This window comes from Spirilliplanes yamanashiensis (assembly GCF_016863475.1).
Lineage (GTDB): Bacteria > Actinomycetota > Actinomycetes > Mycobacteriales > Micromonosporaceae > Spirilliplanes > Spirilliplanes yamanashiensis.
Map to the genome: position 1 here is coordinate 80,353 of NZ_BOOY01000025.1, position 25,576 is coordinate 105,928.

The window sequence follows — 25,576 nt, forward strand, 5'->3', positions numbered from 1 at the left end:
AGGATCCTGACGGCCGCCGGCATGACGCCGGCGGCCGTCCGGATCCTAGGCTCGACCCATGTCGTACCTGGAGATCCGGTCCGCCGCGACCGGGCAGTTCGCGCTGCTCGCCGAGCGCGTCGGGCAGCTCACCGACGCCGACCTGGCGCTGCCCACCCGCCTGCCGCCGTGGACCGTGCGCGAACTGGTCGCCCACGTCACCCGCAACATCGACGCGCTCGCCGGCGCGCTCGCCGCGCCCGCCCCCGAGGCGGCCACCGTCACCCTCGACGACTACTACGGGCTGGCCGCCGCGGCCGCCGACGGCATCCGCGAGCGGGCCGCCGGCGAGGCCGCCACCGGCATCCGCTGGCAGGACGAGATCGGCGCCGTCGCCGCCCGGGTCACCGCCGCCCTGCCCGGCGCCGACCGGCTCGTCACCGCCCGGATGGGCGACCTGACGCTCGAAGACTTCCTCGTCACCCGGTGCGTCGAGGGCACCGTGCACGGCTTCGACCTGGCCCGCGCCCTCGACGCCCCACCCGGCGACTGGCTGCACCCCGCCGCCACCGACGTGTGCCTGCGGCTGCTCGCCCGGCTCGGCGCCGCCCACGGCATCACCGCCGACGTGCGCACCGCCCCCGTCGTCGTCGGCTACGCCGGCCGCGCCGTCACCACCACCGTCGCCGGGTACGCCGAGTGGGCCACCGGCCGCGGCCCGGCCCCCGCCCCCTGGCTCGACGGCCTGCCGGCGGTGATCCGATGACCGACCGGCTGTTCGGCGCCGCGCACGTCCGCCCGTTCGTCCCCGTCCCCCAGCCGGCGCACGCCGTGCCGGAGGTCCCGCACCGCAGGAAGGTGGTCCTCGCATGAAGATCCTCGCCGAGGCCGGGCGACCCGGCGCCGGGTACGCCGAGCACCTGCGCACCGCCGACCTCAGCGTCGGCACCTACTCGCTGCCCGCCGGGGCCGCCGACGGTCAGCAGCCGCACACCGAGGACGAGGTCTACGTGGTCACCGCCGGGCGGGCCGTGCTGTGGACGCCCGGCGGCAGCGCGCCCGTGGGGCCCGGCACGGTCGCGTTCGTGCCCGCGGGGGAGGAGCACCGGTTCACCGACATCACCGAGGACCTCACCGTGCTGGTGATCTTCGGGCCCGCCGAGCACACCCGGCGGCCCGGATGAGCCTCGACGACGTCGCCGTCCACGGCTTCGACCGGCTCCAGTCCGCCGACGTGGTGGCCGTCGCGCCGTCCGGCAGCATCGACACGCCGGCGTGCTGTACGTCGACGACGAGCCCGTCTACACCTCGGCCGGCGCCGCCGCCGGCATCGACCTGTGCCTGCACCTGGGGCGTAAGGAACAGGGCGCCGCCGTCGCCAACGCCGTCGCCCGGCGCATGGTCGTGCCGCCGTGCCGCGACGGCGGCCAGGCCCAGTACGTCGAGGCGGCGCACCTTCGCGCGCCGGTTCCGTGCCGTCGCCGGCACCACCCCGTACGCCTGGGTGCTGCGCCAGCGGGTGCTCGCGGCGCAGCGGCTCATCGAGGAGCGGGCGGATCTGTCCATGGAGGACGTGGCCGGGCTCGTCGGGTTCGGGTCGGCCGCCCTGCTGCGTCAGCACTTCGTGCGGGAGCTGGGCACCGCGCCGTCGAGCTACCGGCAGGCGTTCACCCGCCGCGCCGGCTAGCTGCGCAGGCAGATGTCGAACGGGTGGCCGGACGGGTCGAGCAGGACCCGCCACCGCTCCGGGTTCGGCTGCTGCGCGGGCCGGGTGGCGCCCAGCTCCACGCAGCGCGCCTCGGCGGCGTCCAGGTCGTCGACGTAGAAGTCGAGGTGGAACCGCTTGGGCGAGGACTCGTCTGGCCAGCCGACCGGGGCGTGCGCCTCGATCCGGCCGAAGCCGATGGAGCTGGTGCCGTCCGAGATCATCGCGTACTCGTCCTGGCTGTGGGTGACGTCCCAGCCGGTGATCGCGGCGTAGAACGAGGCCAGCCGCGCCGGGTCGGCGCAGTCGATGCTGACCATGATGAGCTGGGCAAAGCCGGGCATGATGGGCCGCCTTCCGTCGAACGTGTGCGGGTCCATCCTGCGCGGCAAGACTGACACGTGCTGTCAGGTACTGGCGCCGGTCCCCGAGACGGGAACCAGCGCCCGCACCGTCAGGTCACCGCCGCGGGACGCGCGGCGCGACCGGCGGCAGCTCGCGGGCCACCGCGGCGCGCGCCGCCGGGGCCGGCTGGAACGGCTGCGCGTCGCCCGTGCACACCGTGCCGCGCTGCGGCAGCGCCACCGACAGCAGGTAGGCGTCCATCGCGGACGTCACACACGCCGACGTGCCGTACGCGGTGTGGCCCCAGCTGTCGCTCGACAGCAGGCGCGAGTTCGGCAGCAGGCGCGCCGAGCTCACCGCGTCGTCGTAATTGGTCGCCGGGTCGTAGTAGTTGCCCACGACCAGCACCGGCGCCGACGTCCGCTTGTTCCACGGGCCGAAGTACGCGTCCTCGTCCCGGACCGACCACGCGTTGCGGGCGCACTGCACGGTGCCCCAGTCCCAGGCCCGGCCGAAGTACGGGGCGCGCCGGTCGGCGGCCGCCGTCTGGGCCGGCCACTGCTCGGCGCGGCTCGGGTGCAGAGCGTCGGTGCACGCCACCCCGGAGTACGCCTCGTAGCCGTTGTCGTAGAACTCCTCCTCGGGCTCCTCGGCGGCTGCCCGCAGCCGGGCCAGCGCGGCCGGGTCGGCTCCCGCCCGCCCCTCCTGCTCGAGGTGGATGGCGAGCGTCTCGGCCACGATGAACTCCGCGCCGTTGGGGTCGTACAGCGCGCCCAGCGTGTAGCTGACGAAGTCGGCGTAGGTGATGGTCAACGGCTCGCCGCCCGGCACCTCGATCACCAGGGGCTGCTTGCGCAGCCGCTGCGCCACCAGGTCGTACAGCTTGCGCGGGTCGCCCTCGGCGGCCAGCGCGCACACCTCGGCGCCCGCCCGGCCGCAACGGGTCAGCAGCTCGCGCAGCGCCCGGTACGCGCCGTCGGCGCTGCGCAGCCGGTCGTCCTGGATGATCTCGGCGGTGCGCCGGGTGCCGACCCAGGACACCGGGTTGATGACGCCGTCGATGGCCACGGCCCGCACCCGGTCCGGGAACATGTTGGCGTAGTACTGCCCGAGCGCGGTGCCGTAGCTGAAGCCCAGGTAGGTGAGCTTGCTGTCGCCGACGGCGCGGCGCAGCACGTCCATGTCGCGGGCCGCCTCGGCGGTCGACATGGCGCCGGACAGCGGGCGGCCCGTGGTGGAACAGCCGCGGCCCAGCTTCTTGGCCGAGGCGATGAACGCCTTCTCCTCGGCGGCGCCGACGGGGAACGGCACGTTCATGCCCGCCATGGCCTCCGCCTGGGCGGCGGCGGACGGGAAGCAGCGCACGCCGTCGGTGCCGTTGCCCTCGATGCCGCGCGGGTCGAAGCCGACCACGTCGAAGCGGGCCAGCACCTCGGGGCTGAGGAAGCGGGGCGCGGCCACGGCGATCGCCACGCCGCTGCCGCCCGGACCGCCGGGGTTGACGAACAGCGTGCCGATGCGGCGGGCCGGGTCGGCCGCCTTCACCCGGGCGACGGCGATGTCGACCTTCGCGCCGCCCGGCCGGTCGTAGTCGAGCGGAAGCTGCACGGTGTCGCACTCGGCGACCTCGAAGCAGCTCTCCCAGGTGAACCGGGGCGCGGCCACACGGTCCACCCGGCGGCGCTCCTCGGCGCTGGTGCGGTCGCCGTACGGCGAGCCCGCCGTGGCGGCGGCGGGGGCGGCGGCCGGGGCCGCGGCCGAGGTCGCGGCCGAGGTCGCGGCCGGGTCGCCGGCGGGGGCGGCGGCGACCGGCCCGGCGGCGGCGAGGCCGGCCAGCAGCGTGCCGGCGGCGGCGCCCGCGAGCAGCGGGCGGTACGTCAGGTGCATGAGGGTCCTTCCGAGGGGTGGGTGGGGGACCGGTTCGGGAGTGACCGTATCGCGCGCTGTCGATGGCGGCGCCGGACTCCGCCCCGAGGGGCACATTCCTCAGGTCGGCCGCCCCGCCGCCGAACGGGACCTTCGTGCGATCGACCCGGACGGCGCTGCTCGGTGCGCTCGCGGCCCTGCCGCTGCTGCTGAGCGGATGCGACACGTCCATGATCACCGGCAAGGACGGCGCCGCCGACACGGTCGTCGCCGAGGGGAGCGCGTCACCCGAGGACAGCTGGATCCTGTTCGAGAAGGGCCGGGCCGCGGCCACGCCGAAGCCGTCCGCCACCGCCAAGCCGTCGCCCACCCCGACGCCGTCGTTCAGCCCGCTGCCCGAGGACACCGTCTGCGCCTTCGACTGGCTCGCCGGGCAGGTGCTGCTGCCGGTGAACACCGAGGTCGGCGCGGGCTCGATCCGGGCGAGCTGGCCGCGGGTCGGCGAGCCGCCGCCGGACTCCTTCCGCATCACCGCCGTGCCGCAGGACAACGTCAGCGGCGTCCAGCCCGAGCTGGAGTGGCAGACGGTCACCGTGACGTCGGGCTGCTCGGCCAGCGGCACCATCACCGGGCTGCGGCCCGGGCGGCCGTACATCGTCTGGGTCGACGCGCCCGAGTCCGGCTACCAGCTCGACGGCACGCCGCGCCCGCGCAGCGGCCGGTCGGGCGTCGTCTACCCGGAGTGACTCAGAGGCCGGCCGACACCCGCTCGTAGACGGCGACCGCCGTGGTCGGGTCGTCCAGGCCGCGGTCGAGCTGCGGGTCGTAACCGGCCAGGCCGGTCTCGCGCTCCACCACCGCCCCCAGCCGGTACGCCTTGGCGAGCGCCTCGCGCGCCGCCGCGCCGGTGTGCCCGAACGGCACCGTGATGACGGCGCGGCCCGCCGCCAGGCCGAGCCGGACGCCGGACTCCTCGTCGCCCAGCTCCGGCGGCGACACCTGCACCGCGCCGAGGATCTCGCGGGCGGCCGTCACGAGCCGGTCGAACACGGCGGGGTCCGGAGCCGCCGCGGCGGCGGCGCGCCCCGCGGCTAGGGCGTCCTCCCAGTCCTGGCCGGGCGCCTTGGGCACGAAGGCGAGGTCGTAACTCATGATCTCCACAGTGCCACAGCGGGCTGCCGCCCGGGGCGCGGCGCTCAGCGGCAGCCGGGGATCGACACGCCCCGGTCGGCCAGCCAGCGGGTCGGCTCGACGGGGTTGCGCCACGCGCCCCGGTGCACCTCGAAGTGCAGGTGCGGGCCGGTGGAGTTGCCGGTCGAGCCCTCCTCGCCGAGCTGCTCGCCGGCGCTCACCCTGTCGCCGACCGAGACGTGCCGCTCGCGCAGGTGGGCATAGTGGGTGAGGAAGCCGTTGGGGTGCTCGACCAGGACGCTGATGCCGTACCCGCCGGCCCAGTTGCCGGCCTGCACGACCCGGCCGGCGCCCGCGGCCCGGACCGGGGTGCCGGCCGGCGCGGCCAGGTCGACGCCCGCGTGCAGGCGGCCCCAGCGCTGGCCGAAGCAGGACGTGGTGCGCCCGGACGGCATCGGGTCCACCCAGGCCGGCGCCGCCGCCTTCTTCGGGGCGGGCTTCGCCTTCTTCTTCGCCGGCTGCGCCACCGGGGTGCCGGGCGCGGCCAGCGGCACCGTGGGCGCGGCGGGGGCGCGGGCGGCGGAGCGCGAGGCGGGCGGTTCGGCGGCGCGCGCCTCCAGCGCGATGACCGTGTCGGCCGTCGGCGGGGCGTCCTGTCCGGCGCCGGCGGCGCTGCCGCCGGCGATGCCGACGCCGGCCAGCAGCGCCGCCGTGGCGGCCACCTGCCGGCCGCGCTCGGCGGCGTCGAACGGGGCCCGGTGCCGGCCGCGGCCGAACAACGGTTCGTCGGCCCGGTGCCGGCCGGTCTCGACCGGCCGGTGCCGTCCGGGGGTGCGCTGCCGATGCTTCACCGGCGGGAGGCTGCCAAAGAGCCCTGAGGTCCGCCTGTGGTCGCGCTGAGGTGCGGGTCAGCTGGCGGGGTACGGGCTGCCCGCGAGCAGGTGCGCGAGGTGCGCCGCGTTCGCGGCCAGGGTCTTCGTGGCCGCGCCCGTGGTGTCCGGCTTGGGCCCGGCGTCCTTGTAGTCCTGGCCCTTCATCGCCTCGCCGACCCAGTAGGTGCTGGCGTTGGCGGCGGCGGTGAACCCGACGTCGTTGAGCGCCTGCAGCACCGAGGCGGTGACCTGGTGCGCGCCGTCCTCGTTGCCGACGACGGCCACGGCCGCGACCTTGCCGAACGTCAGCAGGCGGCCCTGGTCGTCGGTCTCCGACAGCTCGGCGTCGAGCCGTTCCAGCACCATTTTGCAGACGCTCGACGGCTGGCCCAGCCAGATCGGGCTGGCGACGACCAGGATCTGGGCGTCGAGCAGCTTGGCCCGGATGGCCGGCCACTCGTCGCCACCGCCCTCGTCGGTCGTCACGCCGAACTTCACGTCGTGGTCGACGACCCGGATCACCTCGCCGGTGACGTCGTGGTCGGCCAGGGCGGTCAGGACCTCCCGGCCGAGCAGCTCGGCGCTCGACTCGGCGGGGGACGGCTTGAGCGTGCAGCACAGCACCAGTGCCTTCAATGTCATGATCAGGCGTTACCCGGGCGCGGGCCGGGTAATCGAGGGCCATGAACCTGGGGCGGCAGCCGCGCGGCCGGCGCGGCGACTTCGACCGGCCGTACTCCGCGCTGACGCTGCGCCTGTGGCTGGCCGTGTTCGGCCTGGTCGCCTGCGCGGTGCTGGCGGTGCTGTCGTGGCGGGCCGACCTCGACGGCATGGCGTGGGTGCTCGTCGTGCTGGCCGTCGTCGCGGCCGGCGACATCGTGGTGGTGCAGCTGCGGCGGCACGCCCGGTGACCCCGGCTCAGTAACCCGCGACCGGTGCCGAAGGGGCCGGTGTGGGAGCTGTTCCGGTCGACCTCGACGACCCCGGCCGGCTCGCCGCGCTGAACTCCTACGGCCTGCTCGACGCCCCCGCCGGCCCCGAGCTGGAGGCGGTGCTGCGCGTCGCCGCGCACGTGGCGCGGGTGCCCACCGCCGTCGTCAACCTGATCGATGACCGCCGCCAGTGCCAGATCACCACCGTCGGCTTCGCCGGCGGCGACTCGGACCGCGACGAGTCGATGTGCGCGGTCAGCCTCACCATCGGCGGCCTGGTCGTGGTGCCGGACGCCCGCGCGGACCCGCGCTTCGCCGCGAACCCGTGGGTGACCGGGCTGCGCGCGGACGTCCGCTTCTACGCGGCGGTGCCGCTGGTCACCGCCGATGGGTACACCCTCGGCACCGTCTGCGTCTTCGACACCGAGCCCGGCGACCTCGACGCGGTGCAGCGCGCGCGCCTGGCCGACCTGGCCGAGGTGGTGGTCGGCCTGTTCGAGCGCCGCCGGCAGGCCCGGGTGCAGGAGCAGCTCGCCGCGCGCGAGGAGGCCCGCACCGCCTTCCTGGACGCCGTGCTGGACAGCGTCGACGTCGGCATCGTCGCGGTCGACGCCGGCGGCCACCCGACCCTGTTCAACCGGGCCACCCGCGGCTGGCACGGCGTCGACGCGGTCGCCGCCGTCGGCCCGGCCGAGCTGGCGCGCTACTACGACCTGTTCGAGGCCGACGGCATCACCCGGCTCGCGGCCGACCGCATCCCGGTGATCCGCGCGCTGACCGAGGGCGCCGTGGTGGACGCCGAGATGGTCATCGCGCCGCACGGCCGGCCCCCCGTCGAGGTGCTGTGCACCGGCCGCGTCCTGACCGGCCCGGACGGCCGCCCGGCCGGCGCGGTGGTCGCCATGACCGACGTGACCGCCGCCCGCGCCGCCCAGCGCGTGCTGCACCTGGTCAACGCCGAGCTGACCGAACGCACCGCCCAGCTCGACGCGACGGTCGCCGAGCTGCGCCGCTCGAACGCGGAGCTGCAGGGCCTGGCCGCGGTCGCCAGCCACGACCTCAAGGCGCCGCTGACCGTCGTGCGCGGCTACCTGGAGCAGTTCGAGGACACGTACGCCGACCGGCTGGACGACGCCGGCCGCCGCTGGCTGACGACGATGCTGGCGGCGTCCGACCGGATGTGCCAGCTCATCGACTCGCTGCTCGGCCACGCCAAGGCGGGCGGCGACCGCCTGCGCGCCGAGCCCACCGACCTGGGCGGGCTCGTCGACCAGGTCGCCGTCGACCTGCACCGGGCGGTGGCGGCGGCCGGCGCCCGGGTGACCGTCGACGGCGACCTGCCCACGGTGGTCTGCGACCCGGTGGCGATCCGGCAGGTGCTGCAGAACCTCGTCGCGAACGCGGTGAAGTTCGCGGCGCCGGGCCGCGGGCCGCACGTCGTCTGCTCCGCGCACCCGGTCGACGGCGGCTGGGAGATCGCCGTCGCCGACGACGGCCCGGGCATCCCGGCCGACCGGCGGACGGAGGTCTTCGGCATGTTCACCCGGCTCCCCGGCGATCGCTCGGGCCACGGCATCGGGCTGGCCACCTGCGAGCGCATCGTGCACCGCCACGGCGGCCGGATCTGGGTGGACGAGACGCCGGGCGGCGGCGCGACCTTCCGCTTCACCCTGCCCGGCGACCTGTAGCCGGGCTCACAGCCCCGGCCGGATTGCCGCGGCCCCCGGTGCCGTTGAGGAGGTTGAGTCACCAACACTCAACCAAGGCCTCTCACCGGGAGGGAACCACCCATGATCCGCTCCGACTTCGACCGCCTCACCGCCCGCGTCCTCGAGTCGTCCGCCCGCACCTCGGGCGCCCGCCTGGACGCCTACCGGGACGGCGACGCCTTCCACATCGACATCGACCTGCCCGGCGTCGACCCGGCCGGCATCGACGTCACCGTCGACCGCCGCGTGCTCACCGTCCGGGCCGAGCGGACCCCGACCGCCGGCGACGACGTGCGGCGCCTGGTCAGCGAGCGGCCCACCGGCACCGTCGGCCGCCGCCTCGTCCTGTCCGAGTCGCTCGACACCGACCGGCTGGAGGCGCGCTACGACAAGGGCGTGCTCACGCTGACCATCCCGGTCGCCGAGGAGCACCGGCCGCGCCGCGTCGAGGTCACCGCGGCCGCCTGACGCACCACCACACATCGCACCCCGGGCAGGGGCCGCGCGGGCAGCCGCGCGGCCCCTGCCCGCGTGCATGCGGCCTGCCGGTCAAACGCAAGCCGGATGCAGGCGCCGGGCGCCACGGTGAGGCACCTCTTCGAACGAAAGGAACCTCCCGTGAACCTGCTGCGCAACCACGGCTGGCGGCTCGCCCTGGTGGCCTCCGGCGTCGTCATGCTGGCCGGCGGCCCGATGCACCCCGCGTCCGACGCCGAGCACCCGCTGCGCGAGGAACTCGCCATCATGACCGCGCACCCCGACTGGGTGCCGGCGCACGTCCTCATCATGATCAGCACCGTGCTGCTCGCCGCCGGGCTCGTCATCGCGCACCGGCGCCAGGCGTGGCCGGGGGTGCAGCGGGCGCTCGGCTTCGCGGCCGTCGCCGTGACCGTGTACGTGGTCGAGACCGCGTTCCACCTCGCCGCCGTCGTCGACAGCCACGCGCTGCACCACGGCGGGGCCGCGCCGGTCGCGTTCACTCACCTCGGGCTGAGCCTGCTGCTGTACCCGGTCACCGGGCTCGCCGTCGCCTACCTGGCCGCCCGGCAGCTGGCCGACTGGAGCGGGCCGCGCCGGTTCGCCGGGCTGCCCGGCGTCGTCGGCGGGCTGCTGCACGCCGTGTCCGTGCCGCTGACCATGGCGCTGCCCGACACCGAGCTGACGCCCGCCTTCGCCGGTGCGTCGATCCTCTTCGCGGTGTGGGCGCTCGCCACCGGGCTGGCCGGTGCGCCGCGCCCCGCCGCGGTGGCCACGCCGCGCGAGCCGGTGCCCGTCTGACCGAGGTGCCCGGCGCCGGGCTGCCCCTACGATCGCGCCATGCGTGTGCAGGTGCTCGGCGACCTCGAGGTGGCCGTCGGTGACCAGGCGGCCGACCTGGGCGGGCTCAAGCCCCGCACCCTGCTGGCCCTGCTGGTGGCCGCCGACGGCCGGGCCGTGTCGGTGGAGTACCTGATCAACCAGATCTGGGGGGACGCCCCGCCGGCCCGGGTCGAGACCTCACTGCAGTCGTACGTCGCGCGGCTCCGCCGGGCGCTCGACCCCGGGCGCTCGGCGGAGCGGTTGCGTACGCACGCCGGCGGCTACTCCCTGGACGTGACGGCGGCCGAGGTCGACGCCCGGCGGTTCACCGACCTGGTGCGCCGGGCCCGCGGCAACGGCAACGCCGAACCGCTGCTCACCGAGGCGCTCGGGCTGTGGAAGGGCGCGGCGTACGCGGGGGTCGGCGGCCCGGCCCTGGCGGCGGAGGCGACCCGGCTCGAGGAGCTGCGGATGGCGGCCACCGAGCAGCTCTGGGAGGCCCGGATCGGGCAGGGCCGGCACGCCGAGGCGGTGCCGGAGCTGGAGCAGCTGGTGCGGCTGCACCCGTTGCGCGAGGGCATGTGGGCGCTGCTGGGCCGGGCGCTGTACCGGTCGGCGCGGCAGGGCGACGCCCTCGCCGCGCTGCGCCGGGCCCGCGAGCACCTCGCCGAGGAGCTGGGCGTCGACCCGGGCCCGGAGCTGCGCCGGCTGGAGGAGCTGATCCTGCGCCAGGACCCGGCTCTGGACGCGGCGGCCCCGGCCCTGGACGCGGCCCCGGTGCGCGGCGGTTCGGCGCCGCCGCCCGTCCCCGCCGCCGAGCCCGCCGCCGCGCCTGCTCCCGCGCCCACCCCCTCGCCCGCCGCGGGCGCGCCCGGGCCGCGGCTGTTCGGCCGGGACGACGCCCTCGCCGCCGCCGACCACGTGCTGCGCGACGCGGCCGGCGGCCGGGGCGGGATCGTGCTCGTCACCGGCGAGGCCGGCATCGGCAAGACCCGGCTCACCGAGGCGCTCGCCGCCCGGGCCGGGGCGCTCGGCTTCCGGTGTGGACGCGGCGGCTGGGAGGCGGAGGCCTGCCCGGCGCTGTGGGGCTGGTCGGAGGCGACCCGGCAGGTGCTCGGGCGGCCCGGCCTGCTCGACCCGCCGTCCGCCGACGTGGTCGACGCCTCGGCCGCCAGCTTCCGCCAGGCCGCGGCGCTGGCCGACGCGCTGCGCGACGGCCCGCCCACGATGCTCGTCCTCGACGACGTGCACTGGGCCGACACCGAGAGCCTGCGCCTGTTGCGCCGGGTCGCCGCCCAGCTGCCGGCGCTGCCGGTGGTGCTGGTGGTCGCGCTGCGCTCGGCGCCCGCCGAGATCGGGCCGGCGGTCGTGGACGCGCTCGCCGCCCTTGCCCGCACCGGGCCGGTGCGCGTCGACCTGGCCGGGCTGGACGCCGCCGCCATCACCGCGTGGGTCGAGGCGTACGCCGACCTGCGGGTGCCGCCGGAGGTGGCGGCGGAGCTGGCCGCCCGCACCGACGGCAACCCGTTCTACGTCACCGAGCTGGTCCGGCTGCTGGTCCGCGACGGCGGCCTGACGTCCCTGGACGCGGGCGCGTGGCGGGTGGTGCCCGACGGCGTCCGCGACGTCGTCCGGGAGCGCCTCGCCCGGCTGCCGGAGTCCTCGGCCCTGGTGCTCGGCACGGCCGCCGTCGCCGGGCGCTCGTTCGACCTGCTGGTCGTGGCGCACGCCGCCGGGGCGGAGCGCGAGCAGGTCGCCGAGGCGGTGGAGTCGGCGCTGATGCTCGGGCTGGTCGACGAGCTGGAGCCGGGCCGGTTCCGGTTCAGCCACGCGCTGGTCCGCGACGCGATCTACCACGGGCTGCCCGCGCCGACCCGGGCCCGGGCGCACGCCGAGGTCGCGGTGGCGCTGGAGCAGCGGTACGCGGGCGAGGTCGGCGCGCACGTCGCGGAGCTCGCCGAGCACTACCGGCTGGCCGGGCCCCTGCACGCGCGGTCGGCGTGGGTGTTCGCCCGGCGCGCGGGGCTGGCCGCGGCCGCCGGGTCCGCCCACGACGAGGCGTACCGGCTGCTCGCCGAGGCGGCGGAGCTGCAGGACCTGGACCCGCACGTCACCGCCGCCGAGCGCGAGCCGGTGCTGCTCGGGCAGGCGGCGGCGCTGATCCGGCTGGGCCGCCCGATCGAGGCCTGGCAGCCGGTGGCCCGCGCGGCGCGGGCGGCGCTCGATCGCGGCGACGCGGTCGGGGCGGCCCGGGCGATGCTGACGATCACCACCGGCACCTGGGGCTGGCGCAACGCCGGCGACTGGGACGACGCGGCCGTCGCGCTGTGGGAGGACGTGCTGGCGCGGCTGCCCGAGGACCGGGCGGACCTGCGCGCGCTCGTGCGGGTGTCGCTGGCGGTGGAGCTGCTGTACCGGCCGGGCTCGGCCGGGCGCACCACCGCGCTCGCCGACGAGGCGGTGCAGGCGGTCCGCCGGTCGGGGGCGCGGGACACGGTCCGCTTCCAGGTGCTGCGCCTCGCCGTGCAGGCCCTGATCCGGCCCGACCTGCTGCACCACCGGACGCCGATCCTCGACGAGCTGCTCACCCTGGCGGTGGACCTCGGTGACGTGTCCGGCCTGGCCGGGGCGCTCACCACCCGGGCGTCCGACCGCACCGAGCTGGGGCGGCTCGCCGAGGCCGACGCCGACCTGGTCCGGGCCGAGGAGCACGCCCGGCGTCACCAGCTGCCCGGCGACCTCATGGTGGCGGGCTGGTGCCGGGCGACGTGGCGGCAGCTGACCGGCGACCTCGCCGGTGCGGAGGCCGACATCGCCGACCTGGAGGCGTTCCAGGCGACGCTCGCCATGGCGGGGATGGGCATCGCCCTGGTCCAGCTGTCGCTGCTGCGCTGGGTGCAGGGGCGGCTCGGCGAGCTGGTGGCGACGCTGGAGGGCGCCGCGCGGCACTTCCCGCTGTTCCGCGAGCTGCTCGGGCTCGCGCTCGTCGAGGCGGGGCGCGCGGACGAGGCCCGCCGGGTGCTCGGCCCGTGGCCGGACCAGCCGCCGCTGCCGTGGAACTACCTGTGGTCCACGTTCGTCGTGTTCCGGTCGTACACCTGGATGGGGCTGGGCGACGCCGCGGCCGTGGCGGACCTGCGGGCGCAGCTGGCGCCGTACTCGGGCCGGTTCGCCGGGACGCTGCCGGTCGGCGTGGCCGGCGCCGTCGACCTGACGCTCGGCGAGCTGGCCGCGGCGGACGGCGACCCGGCCGCCGCCCGCGCGCACCTGTCCGCGGCCCGCCGCACCCACGCCGAGCTGGGCCTGCCGGTGTGGCTGGCGCGCACCGACGCGGCCCTCGACCGGCTGGGCTGACTCACGGGTTCGCGGTGCCGTGGATGCGGACCGCGTACTGCCGGAACGCGCGCCTGGCCAGCCGCTGCAGCACCCACCGCACCGGGGCGGGGGCGCTCGACAGCATGCGGGTCACGCCCGCCGGGTCGGCGTCGTGCTGGATCATGCCGAGCGTGCGCAGCTCCTCCGACTTCCGGTTGTGCCGGCGGGCGTGCTCGCCGAGGGCGGACCACTCGGCCTGGGTCAGCGTGCGGGCCACGATGGGCAGCAGCCGCTCCTCCTCGGCGTCGAGGTGCTCGGCGAGGTTGACGTAGGTGGCGTCGAGCAGGTCGGCGAGCCGGTCGCGGTCCGCGGCACCCGCCGTCGCGGCCCAGCGCGGGCGCAGCTCGTCCACCTCGGCCAGCAGGGTGTCCACCCGCTCGTGCTGGGACTCCATCAGCCGCACCAGCGGCGCCAGCTCGCCGGGCACGCGCGCCAGCAGCAGCGGCCAGGCCAGCTCGTCCTCGGCGGTGTGGTGGTGGTGCAGCATGCGGGTGAGGTACTCGAGGTGGTCGGCGATCTCCTGGGCGCGGGCGGTGTCGCCGTCGCGCACCGCGCGGACCAGGCCGCCGGCGAGCCGGAACTCGCGCCGGAAGAAGGTGTGGACGGCCGGCATCTCGCGGGTGTCGACGAGGTCACCGTAGTGCTGGGTGGTCATCGGAACGCATCCTTGTCGTCGCTGGGGTGATGACCTCACGGTGCGCCGCGGCGCCTGCGTTCGTCTTGCACGGCGCTTGCACCGGCCGCAGCTGCATCACCGCGATCGAGCCGAGCACGAGCGCGCCGCCCGCGACCTGCAGCGGGGTGAGGATCTCGCCGAGCAGCAGGGTGGCCAGCGCCGCGGTGACGACCGGCTCGAACGTCGACAGGATCGCCGCCGTGGACGGGCCGGTGCGGCGCAGCCCGGCGAAGAACGCCAGCATCGCCACCACCGTGGAGACGACCGCGATGCACGCCAGCCAGAACCAGCCGGCCGGCCCGAACGACAGGTCGGCGCCGCCGGTCAGGGCGGCCCGCCCGGCCAGCGTCACCGCCGCCCCGCCCATCACCAGCGCGGACAGCAGCACCGGCGGCATGCGGTGCACGACGGTGTCGGCCACCAGGATGTACACGGTGTAGGTGACCGCGCCGCCGACCGCCAGCGCCGCCCCGAGCGGATGGAAAGCCACCCCGCCGGTGCCGAGCAGCACCAGCAGGGTGCCGCAGCTCGCCGCCGCGAGCGCCAGGGCGCGCCCGCGGGTCAGCCGCTCGCGCCCGATGAGGACGGCCGCGAGGGTCACCATCAGCGGGTACGTGTAGAAGACGAGCGCCAGCATGGACGCGTCCATCAGCTCCAGCGCCGAGAAGTACAGGGTGGCCTGCAGGGCGTACCCGATCGCGCCGAGGCCGAGCGCGGTCAGCACGAGCCGGGCGGTGAGCGGCCCGGGCGCGGGGGCGCGGCGCACCCGCAGCACCGCGGCCAGCAGCGCGGCGGCGACGGCGAAGCGCACCAGCAGCAGCGTCGAGGTGTCGACGCCCGCCGCGTACGCGTACTTGCCGAAGATCGCCATGGCGCCGAAGCAGGCGGCGGACAGCAGGCACAGCAGGATTCCCATGGACCCAGCATCGCGGCCGCGACCCGTCAGATCCAGTGACGATTCGTGGAGCTGACCGGTTAGCATTCCTGCATGGTCGTCTGGGATCTGCGCCGCCTGCGGCTGCTGCGCGAGCTGGCCGAGCGCGGCACGCTGGGCGCAGTCGCCACCGCCCTGGGCTACAGCCCGTCCGCGGTGTCCCAGCAACTCAGCGCCCTGGAGCGCGAGGCCGGCGCCCGGCTGCTGGAGAAGGCGGGCCGCGGGGTGCGGCTCACCGACGCCGGGCGGCTGCTCGCCGAGCACGCCGACGTGCTGCTGGCCGCGGCCGAGGCGGCGTCGGCCGACCTGGCCGCGCTGGCCGGCGAGGTGCGCGGCACGGTGCGCGCCGGCGGCCTGCAGTCGGCGACCCGCCGCCTGCTCGTCCCGGCCGTGGCGCGCCTGCGGGCCGAGCACCCGGTGGTGCGCGCCGAGGTCACCGAGCTGGAACTCGAGGAGGCGCTGCCGGGCCTGCGCCTCGGCGCGATGGACCTGGTCATCAGCGACGAGTGGGGCGACCATCCGCGCCCCCGCCCGGCCGGGCTGCGGTTCCGGCCGCTGCACGCCGAGCCGCTGCACCTGGTCCTGCCGGCCGCGCACCCGCTGGCCCGCACGCCCGGGCCGGTCGCCCTGGCGGACCTGCGCCACGAGGTCTGGGCCGCGTCCGCCGTCGGCACCGGCCACCACGACATGGTCGTCGGCAGCTGCCGGTCCATCGGCGGCTACGAGCCCGACGTGCGGCACCGCTCCAACGACTCCGACGTGCAGCTCGACCTGGTGCGCGCCACCGGGGCGGTGGCGCTGCTGCCCGCGCTGGCGCTGCCCGCGGCCGACCCGGCCCTGGCGATCCGCGCCGTCGCCGAGGCCCCGCTCGGCCGGCGGCTCGTCGTGGTGCTGCGCGCCGCGCCGCCCGCGCCCGCGCTCGCCGCGTTCCTGGCGGCGGTCGAGGACGAGGCCCGCCGGCTGCGGCCGGCGGACCGCTAGCCGTCGTCGCCGGGGGCGATCAGGCCGCTGGCGTACGCGTACGCGATGGCCCGCGCCCGGTCCCGCAGGCCGAGCTTGTCCAGCGCCCGCCCGAGGTGCGTCTTGACGGTGGTCTCGCCGAGGAACAGCCGGGCGGCGATCTCCGCATTGGACAGTCCCCGGCCGACCAGGGCCAGCACCTCCGCCTCGCGGGCGGTGAGCCGGTCGAGGGCGGGGTCGCGGGGGACGGCCTGCGGGGCGCCCGCGTACCGGCCGATGACCCGGCCCACCACCGCCGGGTCGAGCATGCCGCGCCCGGCGGCCACCTCGCGCAGCGCCTCCAGCAGTTGCTCCGGCGGCGACACCTTGAGCAGGAAGCCGGCGACGCCCGCGCGCAGCGCCCCGTCGACCAGCACCTCCTCGTCGAAGGTGGTGAGCACCAGGACCCGGACCCCCGGGGTGGCGGCGGCGATCTCGCGGGCCGCGCCGATGCCGTCGAGGCCGGGCATGCGGGCGTCCATCAGCACCACGTCCGGCGTCAGCTCCGCGGCGAGGCGCACGGCCTCGCGGCCGTCTGACGCCTCCCCGACGACCTCCATGTCGGGCTCGTCGGACAGCAGCATCCGCAGCCCGGCCCGCATGATCGCCTCGTCGTCGGCGAGCACCACCCGGATCATCGCGCCTCCTGCAGCGGGAACGTCGCGTACACCTCGAAGCCGCCGCCGGCGGGCGCGCCCGTGCGCAGGGTGCCGCCGAACAGGCCGACCCGCTCGCGCATGCCGACCAGGCCGTGGCCCGGCCGGCCGCCCGGGGCGGCGCCGCGGCCGTCGTCGGTCACCCGCACCGCCACCTCCTTCGGCGCGTACGTGACGGCCACCGTCGCGGTGCGCGCGGCGGCGTGCTTCAGCACGTTCGTCAGCGCCTCCTGGGTGACCCGGTACGCCGACATGTCCAGCCCCGGCGGCAGCGCGGCCGGCTCGCCGTCGACGGTCAGCGTCACGTCCAGCCCGGCGGACCGCACGTTGTCGACCAGCTCGCCGACGCGCCGCAGCGACGGCGCCGGGCCCAGCCCGTCGGCGGCGTCGGGACGCAGCAGGCCCACCACCCGGCGGATCTCGTCGACGCTCTGCCGGCCCAGCTCCTCGACCTGGGCGAGCGCGTCGCGTTCGACGGGCCGGTCGGACAGCCGGCGCCGCAGCACCCCGGCCTGCATGGTCATGACGCTGACGGTGTGCGCGACGGCGTCGTGCAGCTCGCGGGAGATCCGGGCCCGCTCCTCGTCGACGGCGGCGCGGGCCCGGGCCTCGCGCTCCGCGGCCAGCTCGGCGGCCAGCGCGGCGAGCTGCCCCGACCGGCGCTCCTCGCGGCGCAGCAGCGTGCCGAGGGCCCAGCCGAACGCGACGAGCACCCCGAAGAAGACGAACTCCCACGACGTCTCGCCGGTCGCCATGAGCGCGGCGGCGGGCACGACGGCGGCCGCGACGCAGGCGATCGCCACCCGCCGGGCCGGGCCGCGGTACCCGGCGTACGCGACGAGGATCAGCTCCGCGATAAGCTGCGAGCCGCCGACGCCGGGCAGCCCCACCGCCGCGATGTACGGGACGGTGAGCACGGACAGCACCATCGCGGCGACCGGGTACACCGCCGCCAGCGGGAAGCAGGCGAACAGCAGCAGGGCGACGCCGATCTCGTGCGGCCCGGGCCCGTCCGGCACCTTGCTGCCGTTCATCTCGGCGACCGCGACCACGGCCCAGACGAGTCCCGCCGCGCAGCCGGCGACGAGCCACTGCCTGCGGGTCCGCGGTGCGCGCACGGGCGCCTCCTTCTGTTCCCCGCGACCGTAGCCAGCGCGGGGGCCGGCGCGGATCAGATCCGGGGAGGACGCGGCGTCCTCCCCGGGGACGACCCCACCGCCCGGCGGGCCGCCCGCGGATCGCACCCGGGTCGGGCTTGCGCGCCGATCCGCCGCCCGGGGTGCCGGCCATAGCTTTCTCGGCATGACGAACAACGACCTGACCAGCAACAACACCCTCGTCCGCCGGCTCGCCGGCGCCGCCCTGCTCGCCACCCCGGCGCTGATGTTCGGCGCGATGGTCACGACGCCCCCGCAGGCCGACGACTCGAACGCCGCCTACATCACCTCGCTCGCCGCGGACTGGGACCGCACGATCCTGTCGGCGAACCTCTTCCACTACTACTGGGTGGTCCTGGCGCTGGCCGTGCCGGCGCTGCTGACCCTGCTGCGCGGCCGCCGCGGCCGGACGCTCACCCAGGTGGGCGTCGTCGCGACGATGATCGGCGCGGTGCAGATGTCCGGCATGCTGTTCGCCGACTGGATGAACGCGGCCATGCCGACCGTCGTCACGCTGGAGCAGTCGGTGGCGATCTTCGAGAAGGTCAACTCCTCCGCCTCGATGAGTGTCTGGCTGCTGTCCGCCATCGTCCTCGGCGTCGGCGCGCCGGTGCTGGTCATGGCGGGCCTGGCGCGCAACGGCGTGCTCGGCTGGTGGGCGGCGCCGGTGGTGCTGCTGCCGATGGTGCTCGGCCCGGTGGTGGGCGGCGTCGTGGGCGGCGCGGCGGGCGGCGTGGCCGGCTCGGTCGTCGGCGCCCTGTGCTGCGCCCCGCTGGTGGTGGCGGGGCTGCGGCTGCTGCGCCGCACGGCGGCCGACGTGACGGCCGCCGAGGGCGAGCCGGCGCTCGCCGCCGCGTGACGTCCCTCCCGCGCAGCCCCCGGCGGTCACCGCCGGGGGCTGCCGTCCATCCCCGACATGATGAATTCTCGCGTTCCCCTGGCCCGGCTGATGTGACCGCCGTAACATCAGCGATCAACGATGTTCATAATCTGGTGCGCCCAGGGGGTCGCCGTGAGGATGTCCGTCCGCTTCCGCCCGCTCTCCTCCCTACTCCTGGCGGCCGCGCTGGCCGCCGTCCCGGCGGCGGTGGCGTCCCCCGCCGCGGCCGCCCCGTCGCCGTACCGGGTGGGCGTCGGCATCGCCGACATCACCGGCGAGGCCGCCGAGCTGGGCATGCTCGGGTACGCCGACCCCGCCCAGACCACCGCCGGCATCCACACCCGGCAGTGGTCCCGGGCGTTCGCCATCGCCGCCGGACCCGCCAAGGTCGCCCTGGTCAGCACCGACCTCGACTTCGTCAGCCAGAGCGTGCACACCGAGGTCGTCCGCCGCCTCGCCGGCACCGGCTACACCGCCACGAACCTCGTGCTGACCGCCACCCACACCCACTCGGCACCCGCCGGGTACACCCACTCCACCCTGTACAACCTCACGACGCTCGGCTTCGAGAAGCGCACCTTCGAGGCCATCGTCGCCGGGATCGTCCGGTCCGTGCGCGCCGCCGACGCCGACCTCGCCCCCGGCGCCGTGAAGATCGCGGCCGGCACGCTCGCCGGCGCGAATGTGAACCGCTCGCTGCCCGCGTTCCAGCGCAACAGCGCCGCCGACCGGGCCCGCTTCCCCGGCGCCGTCGACAACCGGATGACCGTGCTCCGCTTCGAGCAGGCCGGCACGCCCGTCGGCATGATGAGCTGGTTCCCGACCCACGGCACGTCGATGCGCCCTGACAACCGGCTCATCAGCGGCGACAACAAGGGCTACGCCGCCCAGCACACCGAGCACTCCCACGGCGTCACGTGGAGCACCCGCGGCGCGTTCGTCGCCGCGTTCGCCCAGACCGCCGCCGGCGACATGTCGCCCAACCTGCGCGACGGCGGCGCCGCCGGGCCCACCGACGACCAGTTCGAGAACACCCGCATCATCGGCGACCTGCAGGCCACCGCCGCGCAGCGGCTGTTCGACGCCGCGACCGAGGAGCTCACCGGCCCGCTCGACGTGCGGCAGCGCTACGTCGACTTCTCCGGCGTCCAGGTGCGGCTGCCCGACGGGTCCGTCAAGAGCACCTGCCCCGGCGCGCTCGGGCAGAACTTCACCGCCGGCGCCGAGGACGGCCCCGGCCCCGACATCGTCGACGAGGGCGACCTCACCACCAACCCGCTGCTGCTCGCCGCCGGGATCGTCGTCAACCCGGCCACCCCCGCCGTGCGCGCCTGCCACGCGCCCAAGCAGGTCTTCCTCGCCACCGGCCTGCAGAACCCGCCGTGGACGCCGCAGGTCATGCCGCTGCAGGTGGTGCGCATCGGCCAGCTCGCCGTCACCGTCGCCCCCGGCGAGTTCACCATCGTCGCCGGCCAGAAGACCCAGGACGCCGTCGCCGCCGCGCTCGGCGGCATCACCCGGCACCAGATCCTCGCCGGGTACGCCAACGCGTACGCCGGCTACGTCACCACCGCCGAGGAGTACGACGCCCAGCACTACGAGGGCGCCGCCACCCACTTCGGCCGGTACACCCAGGCGGCGTACGCCCAGGAGCTGGCCGCCCTCGCCGCCGCCCTGCGCACCGGGGCGGCCACCCCCAGCGCGGTGCAGCCGCCGTGGCTCGGCGACCGCCAGATCAGCGTGCGCCCCGGCATCGTGTTCGACGCCCCGCCCGTCGGCAAGGCGTTCGGGCAGGTCCTGACCCAGCCCGCGGCCTCCTACCGGCGCGGCCAGACCGTCACCGTCGCCTTCGCCACCGGCCACCCCGGCAACAACTTCCGCAACGAGGGCACGTTCCTGGAGGTGCAGCGGCAGGTCGCCGGCGCCTGGCGGACGGTCGCCACCGACGACGACTGGTCCACGAAGTACCGGTGGGCACGCAACGGGCTCGCCGCCTCCACCGCGACCATCGAGTGGGCGGTGCCGGCGGACGCGGCCCCCGGCACGTACCGGATCGTGCACCACGGCGACGCCAAGAGCCTGCTGGGCCGGGTCGCCCCGCTGACCGGCACCAGCCGCACGTTCACGGTTTCCTGACCACCGGCGGTACCCACCCGGGCGGGTGCGGCGTTTGTCCTGCGTACGCACCCGCCCGGCCCTGGGGAAGATCGCCGCCGGCGGCGACCACACCTGCGCCGCCCGGGTCAACGGCACCGTGTGGTGCTGGGGCGACAACACCTGGGGTCAGGTCGGCACCGGCGTGGCGGGCGGCGTCCAGACCACCCCGCGCCGGGTCCCCGGCCTGACCGGCGTCACCGACGTCGCCGCGGGCGACCGCAGCACCTGCGCCGTCGCCGAGGCGGCGCGGCGGGTGTGGTGCTGGGGCTCCGACGCCGACGGCCAGCTCGGCGACGGCGGCGGCACCCCCGCGACCGTGCCCGCCCCGGTGCCGGTCACCCTCCCGGCCGGGACGGGCGTCTTCCAGCGGGTCACGATCGGCCGGGCGCACGCCTGCGCCCACACCGACACCCCCGACGTGTGGTGCTGGGGCGCGGACGGCAGCGGCCAGCTCGGCAACGGCCCCGCCGGGCCGGCCACCGCCCCGCAGCGCATCGGCGACCTCGGCATCGGCGTCGACGCCGGCGGCGACAGCACCTGCACGACGTCTGCGCCGGTGACGTGCTGGGGCGACAACAGCTCCGGGCAGCTCGGCACCGGCGACCGCACCGACCGGGACGTGCCCACCGTCGGCGCCCTCGGCGAGCTGCGCGGCTCCCCGTTCGTCGAGGCCGTGTTCGGCTGGACCGGACCGCTGCTGTCCGGCGTCGCCGTCGGCGACGACCACGCCTGCGCCGTCGACGCGACCAGCGGCGCCTACTGCTGGGGTTCCGGCGCCGACGGCCGGCTCGGCACCGGCGGCACCGCCGACTCGGACGTGCCGGTGCTGACCCGGCTGCTGCCCGGCCCGGCCACCGGCGTCACCGCCCGCCCCGCCGCCGGCGCCCTCGACGTCGGCTGGGAGCGGCCGTCCGAGACGGGCGCGGCGTCCCTCGCCACCCAGCTCGCCGTCGCCATCGCCCCCGACGGGCTGACCGCCTCGTGCGACCCGTTCGCCAGCGCCGCCCCCACCGCGGCGAACTCGTGCACCGTCCGCGACCTGACCGGCGGCCGCCGGTACGCCGTCACGGTCGGCGTCGGCAACGCGGCCGGGGTGACCTTCAGCGAGCTGGCCTACGGCACGCCGCGCCCCGGCGGCGGGGGCGGCAGCCTGCCGATCACCGGGGCGGGCCTGTCCGCGTACCTGCTGCTCGCGGCCGTGCTGGTCGCGGCCGGCACCGGCGTGATCGTGCTGGTCAGCCGATCGGGGCCGCGTCGCCGACGGGCATGAACCGGGCCTGGATGCGCCGCAGGTCCCAGCGCGCCCCCAGCCGCCGGTACGTGTTCACCGCCGCCGCGAACGCCCCCGCCGCCTCCTCGTGCCGCCCGGCCGTGGCCAGCAGCACCGCCGCGTCCTCCTCGGCGGCCGCGCACTCCAGCCGCCGGCCCACCGCCCGGTAGTGCGCCGCGGCGGCCAGCGCCGGACCCGGGTCGCCGGTGAGCAGCGCCCGGCAGCGCTGGTCGGCCGCCCACGCGCGGGCGGGGGTGGCCTCCCGTGCCGCCTCCGACGCGCAGATGTCCGCCGCCTGCCGGGCGATGTCCGTCTCGCCCAGGTCGAGGGCGAGCCGGGCCAGGTCCGGCAGCCACTGGTGGCGCAGCATCTCCGCGAACTCGGGGCGCAGCACCGGCGTCAGCAGGTTCAGCGCGTCGCCGGTGCGGCCGTCCTGCTCCGCCACCAGGGCCCGCGCCACCAGCAGGAAGTCGACGCTCTCCCGCTCGGCGCTGCTCGCCGGGTGCGCCTCGGCCGCGTCCAGGTGCACCGCCGCGGACGCCTGGTCGTCGCGGCGGGCCGCGATCAGCGCGGCGACGCCGTGGCGCAGCAGGTCCGCCGCGCCCGGTTCGCGCATCCCGTGGAACGTGATGCCCGGCGCGTCCCCGGTGACCGTGCCCAGCTCCGCCAGCGCCGCGTCCCACCGCGCCGTCCAGTAGTGGTGCACCGCCGCGGCCACCTGCAACCCCGCGGGCGGGCGGTGCCGGGCCGCGATGGCGGCCACCGAGTCCAGCGTGCGCTGCGCCTCGTCCAGCCGGTCCAGGTTCTGCAGCGTGAACACCCGGTTGTCGAGCAGGTCCAGGTGCAGGCCGACCGTCTCCAGCGGCAGCGACTCCAGGTCGGCGACCACGGCCAGCGCCTCGTCCAGGAACGCCAGGGCCTCGCCGTGCCGCCGCCGCAGGTAACCGATCAGCCACCGGGTCTGCAGCGCGTGCGCGATCGCGTACCGGTCGCCCTCGGCCACGGCGGCCGCGTGCGTCGCCACCGCGCGGCGGTCCGCGGCGTCCAGGTCGGACAGGTCGCCGCGGCGGAAGTTCGCCAGCAGCGCGCGGTGCCGCACCCGCCAGATCTCCGGCACCGTCGGGTCGGCCAGCGACCCGCGTAGCAGCGCGATCGCCTCCTCCGCCGCGCCCGCCCGGTACCGCATCGCGGCCAGCAGCTGCCGCATCTCGGCCCGGTCGTACGGGTCGCGCGCCAGCTCCGCCGCCTCCCGCGCCTCCGCCTGCGGCGACTGGTCCAGCCGGAACAGCAGCTTCACCAGCGCCACCAGCAGCGGCTCCCGCTGCTGCCGGGTCAGCGTGCCCGTGTCCACCGCCTGGCGCAGCAGGTCCGCCGCCACCAGCGGCGCCCGGTGCGCCAGCTCCGCGTGGTGCGCCTCCAGCCAGCCGACCACCCACGCGTCGACCCCGCCGCCCTCCGCGGTCAGCTGCTCCGCCACCCGGGTCACCGGCGCGCCCGCCCCCGCCAGCGCCGCCGCGACGTCCCGCCGCAGCGCCGCCCGCTCCTCCGGCGGGATGCCGTCGTACACGGCCTGGCACAGGTACGGGTGCCGGAACGCGAGCTGCCGCTCCGCGTCCACCAGCACGTTGCCCGCCACCGCCTCCTCGAACGCCGGCACCAGCTCGTGCGCCGGGCGCCCCGCCACCGCGGCGACGTCACCGGGGGAGAACTGCACCCCCAGCATGGCCGCCGACCGCAGCACGTCCCGGGTGCCCGGCGTCAGCAGGCTCAGCGTGCCCCGGACCGCCGCCAGCAGCGACGCGGGCGGCTCCACGTCCGCCACCGCCAGGTCCACCTCGGCGGTGCCGTCCTCGTAGCGGACCGCCGACCGCCGCAGCAGCGCCCCCGCCAGCTCCCGCGCGTACAGCGGGTTGCCCGCCGTGCGCGGCGCCAGCGCCCGCAGGCTCACCCCCGGCCGGGCCCCCACCAGCTCGCCGAACAGGTGCTCCACGTCCGGCTCGCTCAGCGGCTCCAGCATCAGCACCAGCCCGCCGCGCGCCTGCACCCCACGCCGCAGCTGCGCCAGCTCGCGCCGCCCCGGCTCCGGCCGGGCCGCCGCGACCAGCAGCAGCGGCAGCTGCCGGGTGGCCGCGGCGAGCCGCCCCCACAGCAGCACCGACGCCTCGTCCGCCCACTGCAGGTCGTCCGCGATCAGCACCAGCGGCTGCTGCGCGCACGCGTCGCGGACCAGGCCGATCAGCTGCTCCGGCCCCTCCGGCTCCGCGCCCAGCGCCTCCGCGATCGCCCGCAACGGGATCCGCCGGCCCAGCCGGTCCGCGGCGCCCCACGCGATCCGGCAGCCGCGCGCCCCCGCGTCGGCGAACGCCACCGTCAGCAGCTCCGACTTGCCGATGCCGGGCTCACCCTCGATCCACACGCTGCGGCCCCGGCCGTCGTGCAGATCGCCGACCAGCCCGCGCAGCAGCCCCGCCTCCCGGGCCCGCCCCACGTACGGCCGGGTCGTCAGGCCCTCCTGCAACGCCTGCGCCACATGCGTGGGCAGCACGTCCGGCACCCGGATCGCCGCCGTCCCCACCGGCTCCGCCGGGGCGGCCAGCAGCCGCTGGTGCAGATCCTGCAGCGCCTGCCCCGGCTCCACCCCCAGCTCCGCGACCAGCGTCCGGCGCGCCTCCCGGTACGCGGCCAGCGCCTCCGCCGTGCGTCCCGCCCGGTCCAGCGCCAGCATCAGCAACTCGCGCAGCGGCTCGTGCAACGGGTGCTCGCGCACCAGCTCCGTCAGCTCCGCCACCAGGTCGTCGTGCCCGCCGTGGGCCAGCAACAGCCGGGCCCGCTGCTCCACCGTGGCCAGGTGCAGCCCCGCCAGCCGCTGCCGCTCCACCTCGATCGCCGGCGCGGCCACCCCCGCGTACGCCTCCCCGTGCCACAGCGCCAGCGCCGCGTCCAGCGCCGTCAGCGCCCCGGCCGGATCACCGGCGGCGACCCGCTGCTGCGCCTCCGCCCGCAACCGCGCGAACACCGCCGCGTCGAGCGCGTCCTCACCGACCTGCAACGCGTACCCGGCCGGCCCGGACGTCAGCAGCCCCGCCGCCGACCACAGCGACCGCTGCGGCTCCAACGCCCGCCGCAACCCCGAGATGTACGTGTACACCGACCCCGTCGCGGTCGCCGGCGCCGCCGGCCCCCACACGGCGGCGATCAGCTCGTCGCGCCCGACCGTGCGCCCCGCGTTCGCCGCGAGCACCGCGAACAGCGCCCGCTGCCGGGCCGGACCCAGGTCGATCTCGGCGTCGTCCAGCCGCGCCCGCAACGTGCCCAGCACGGTGACGCGCAGCTCGCCGGCGGGCTTCTGCTCCCTGCTCCGCCGGGTCCCGCCGGTGGCGGGGGAGTTCTCGCGCTCCTGCTGGGTGCTGCCGCCGGTCACCGTGGTCTCCTCGCGCTCCTGGGTGCCGCCGCCGGCCGCGGTCGTCCCGGCCGGCTTCCGTGCCCTGCGGGCCGCCTTCTCCACCTGCACGCCCGGGCCGGTGGCTCCCGGCCCGGGGGAGTGGCCGGGCGCTGCCCGGCCTGCCTGCGCGGCGTGGCCGGTGGTCTCCTGGTTCACCCGCGGGGTCTGGCCGGTCATGCCGGGTCCGTTCGC

22 protein-coding genes and 1 pseudogene are annotated in these 25,576 nt (G+C 76.8%); 13 read left to right on the forward strand and 10 right to left on the reverse strand.

Annotated features, from left to right (window positions below):
• The first annotated feature begins 58 nt into the window (after positions 1-58).
• The 3 genes and pseudogenes from Sya03_RS15955 to Sya03_RS15965 form a co-directional block, all read left to right on the forward strand.
• Positions 59-745, forward strand: coding sequence for a maleylpyruvate isomerase N-terminal domain-containing protein (locus tag Sya03_RS15955; protein WP_203939091.1), 687 nt, complete (start codon positions 59-61; stop codon positions 743-745).
• 103 nt (positions 746-848) lie between these two features.
• Positions 849-1,163: a cupin domain-containing protein gene (locus Sya03_RS15960; protein WP_203939092.1), complete on the forward strand. Its 315-nt coding sequence runs from the start codon at positions 849-851 to the stop codon at positions 1,161-1,163.
• Between the two features lie 94 nt (positions 1,164-1,257).
• Positions 1,258-1,666: pseudogene (locus Sya03_RS15965) on the forward strand (helix-turn-helix domain-containing protein); the annotation flags it as partial.
• On the opposite strand, the gene Sya03_RS15970 reads toward Sya03_RS15965, so the two are convergent.
• Both Sya03_RS15970 and Sya03_RS15975 read right to left on the reverse strand, forming a co-directional pair.
• Entirely contained in the window at positions 1,663-2,028 is a 366-nt protein-coding gene (locus Sya03_RS15970; RefSeq protein WP_203939093.1) for a VOC family protein, read from the reverse strand. The pseudogene Sya03_RS15965 and the gene Sya03_RS15970 overlap by 4 nt on opposite strands.
• Positions 2,029-2,143: 115 nt before the next feature.
• Entirely contained in the window at positions 2,144-3,916 is a 1,773-nt protein-coding gene (locus Sya03_RS15975; RefSeq protein WP_203939094.1) for an alpha/beta hydrolase, read from the reverse strand.
• 134 nt (positions 3,917-4,050) lie between these two features.
• Here Sya03_RS15975 and Sya03_RS15980 point away from each other — a divergent pair, with 134 nt between their 5' ends.
• Complete coding sequence (locus Sya03_RS15980) at positions 4,051-4,641, forward strand: fibronectin type III domain-containing protein (RefSeq protein ID WP_239107571.1); 591 nt, start codon at positions 4,051-4,053, stop codon at positions 4,639-4,641.
• 1 nt (position 4,642) lies between these two features.
• On the opposite strand, the gene Sya03_RS15985 is transcribed toward Sya03_RS15980, so the two are convergent.
• Genes Sya03_RS15985 through Sya03_RS15995 form a run of 3 tightly spaced genes read right to left on the reverse strand, consistent with a single transcriptional unit; the run spans position 4,643 to position 6,540 of the window.
• Positions 4,643-5,047 (reverse strand): hypothetical protein, encoded by a 405-nt coding sequence (locus tag Sya03_RS15985; RefSeq protein ID WP_203939096.1) that lies wholly within the window; start codon positions 5,045-5,047, stop codon positions 4,643-4,645.
• Positions 5,048-5,091: 44 nt separating this feature from the next.
• Entirely contained in the window at positions 5,092-5,877 is a 786-nt protein-coding gene (locus Sya03_RS15990) for a M23 family metallopeptidase (protein ID WP_239107572.1), read from the reverse strand.
• A 57-nt stretch (positions 5,878-5,934) separates the two neighbouring features.
• A complete protein-coding gene (locus Sya03_RS15995) occupies positions 5,935-6,540 on the reverse strand; it encodes a flavodoxin family protein (RefSeq protein ID WP_239107573.1) in 606 nt (201 codons plus the stop codon).
• 41 nt (positions 6,541-6,581) lie between these two features.
• Here Sya03_RS15995 and Sya03_RS16000 point away from each other — a divergent pair, with 41 nt between their 5' ends.
• The 5 genes from Sya03_RS16000 (at position 6,582) to Sya03_RS16020 (ending at position 13,192) form a co-directional block, all read left to right on the forward strand.
• A complete protein-coding gene (locus Sya03_RS16000) occupies positions 6,582-6,809 on the forward strand; it encodes a hypothetical protein (RefSeq protein ID WP_203939097.1) in 228 nt (75 codons plus the stop codon).
• A 41-nt stretch (positions 6,810-6,850) separates the two neighbouring features.
• Positions 6,851-8,518, forward strand: a complete 1,668-nt coding sequence (locus Sya03_RS16005; protein ID WP_203939098.1) for a GAF domain-containing sensor histidine kinase — start codon at positions 6,851-6,853, stop codon at positions 8,516-8,518.
• 102 nt (positions 8,519-8,620) lie between these two features.
• On the forward strand, positions 8,621-9,007 hold the full coding sequence (locus Sya03_RS16010) for an Hsp20/alpha crystallin family protein (RefSeq protein ID WP_203939099.1): 387 nt from the start codon (positions 8,621-8,623) through the stop codon (positions 9,005-9,007).
• Between the two features lie 150 nt (positions 9,008-9,157).
• The gene (locus Sya03_RS16015) at positions 9,158-9,817 is read left to right on the forward strand and encodes a hypothetical protein (protein WP_203939100.1); all 660 of its coding nucleotides are present in this window, start codon (positions 9,158-9,160) and stop codon (positions 9,815-9,817) included.
• Positions 9,818-9,856: 39 nt separating this feature from the next.
• Positions 9,857-13,192: an ATP-binding protein gene (locus tag Sya03_RS16020; protein WP_203939101.1), complete on the forward strand. Its 3,336-nt coding sequence runs from the start codon at positions 9,857-9,859 to the stop codon at positions 13,190-13,192.
• A 1-nt stretch (position 13,193) separates the two neighbouring features.
• On the opposite strand, the gene Sya03_RS16025 is transcribed toward Sya03_RS16020, so the two are convergent.
• Complete coding sequence (locus tag Sya03_RS16025; RefSeq protein WP_203939102.1) at positions 13,194-13,868, reverse strand: hemerythrin domain-containing protein; 675 nt, start codon at positions 13,866-13,868, stop codon at positions 13,194-13,196.
• Positions 13,846-14,805, reverse strand: a complete 960-nt coding sequence (locus tag Sya03_RS16030; RefSeq protein WP_203939103.1) for a DMT family transporter — start codon at positions 14,803-14,805, stop codon at positions 13,846-13,848. Before Sya03_RS16030 ends, Sya03_RS16025 begins: the two co-directional genes overlap by 23 nt.
• Positions 14,806-14,877: 72 nt before the next feature.
• Between Sya03_RS16030 and Sya03_RS16035 the strand changes: the two genes are divergently transcribed.
• On the forward strand, positions 14,878-15,804 hold the full coding sequence (locus Sya03_RS16035; protein ID WP_203939104.1) for a LysR family transcriptional regulator: 927 nt from the start codon (positions 14,878-14,880) through the stop codon (positions 15,802-15,804).
• Here Sya03_RS16035 and Sya03_RS16040 read toward each other — a convergent pair.
• Both Sya03_RS16040 and Sya03_RS16045 read right to left on the reverse strand, forming a co-directional pair.
• On the reverse strand, positions 15,801-16,460 hold the full coding sequence (locus Sya03_RS16040) for a response regulator (protein ID WP_203939105.1): 660 nt from the start codon (positions 16,458-16,460) through the stop codon (positions 15,801-15,803). The genes Sya03_RS16035 and Sya03_RS16040 overlap by 4 nt on opposite strands.
• Positions 16,457-17,596, reverse strand: coding sequence for a sensor histidine kinase (locus Sya03_RS16045; protein ID WP_203939106.1), 1,140 nt, complete (start codon positions 17,594-17,596; stop codon positions 16,457-16,459). Before Sya03_RS16045 ends, Sya03_RS16040 begins: the two co-directional genes overlap by 4 nt.
• 184 nt (positions 17,597-17,780) lie before the next feature.
• Here Sya03_RS16045 and Sya03_RS16050 point away from each other — a divergent pair, with 184 nt between their 5' ends.
• From Sya03_RS16050 to Sya03_RS16060, 3 genes are all read left to right on the forward strand, one after another.
• A complete protein-coding gene (locus tag Sya03_RS16050; RefSeq protein ID WP_203939107.1) occupies positions 17,781-18,494 on the forward strand; it encodes a hypothetical protein in 714 nt (237 codons plus the stop codon).
• Positions 18,495-18,653: 159 nt separating this feature from the next.
• Positions 18,654-20,651: a neutral/alkaline ceramidase gene (locus tag Sya03_RS16055; protein WP_239107596.1), complete on the forward strand. Its 1,998-nt coding sequence runs from the start codon at positions 18,654-18,656 to the stop codon at positions 20,649-20,651.
• Positions 20,652-20,685: 34 nt separating this feature from the next.
• On the forward strand, positions 20,686-21,942 hold the full coding sequence (locus Sya03_RS16060) for an RCC1 domain-containing protein (protein ID WP_203939109.1): 1,257 nt from the start codon (positions 20,686-20,688) through the stop codon (positions 21,940-21,942).
• On the opposite strand, the gene Sya03_RS16065 is transcribed toward Sya03_RS16060, so the two are convergent.
• The gene (locus Sya03_RS16065; RefSeq protein WP_203939110.1) at positions 21,908-25,561 is read right to left on the reverse strand and encodes an ATP-binding protein; all 3,654 of its coding nucleotides are present in this window, start codon (positions 25,559-25,561) and stop codon (positions 21,908-21,910) included. The two genes, Sya03_RS16060 and Sya03_RS16065, sit on opposite strands and share 35 nt — an antisense overlap.
• Between the last annotated feature and the right edge of the window lie 15 nt (positions 25,562-25,576).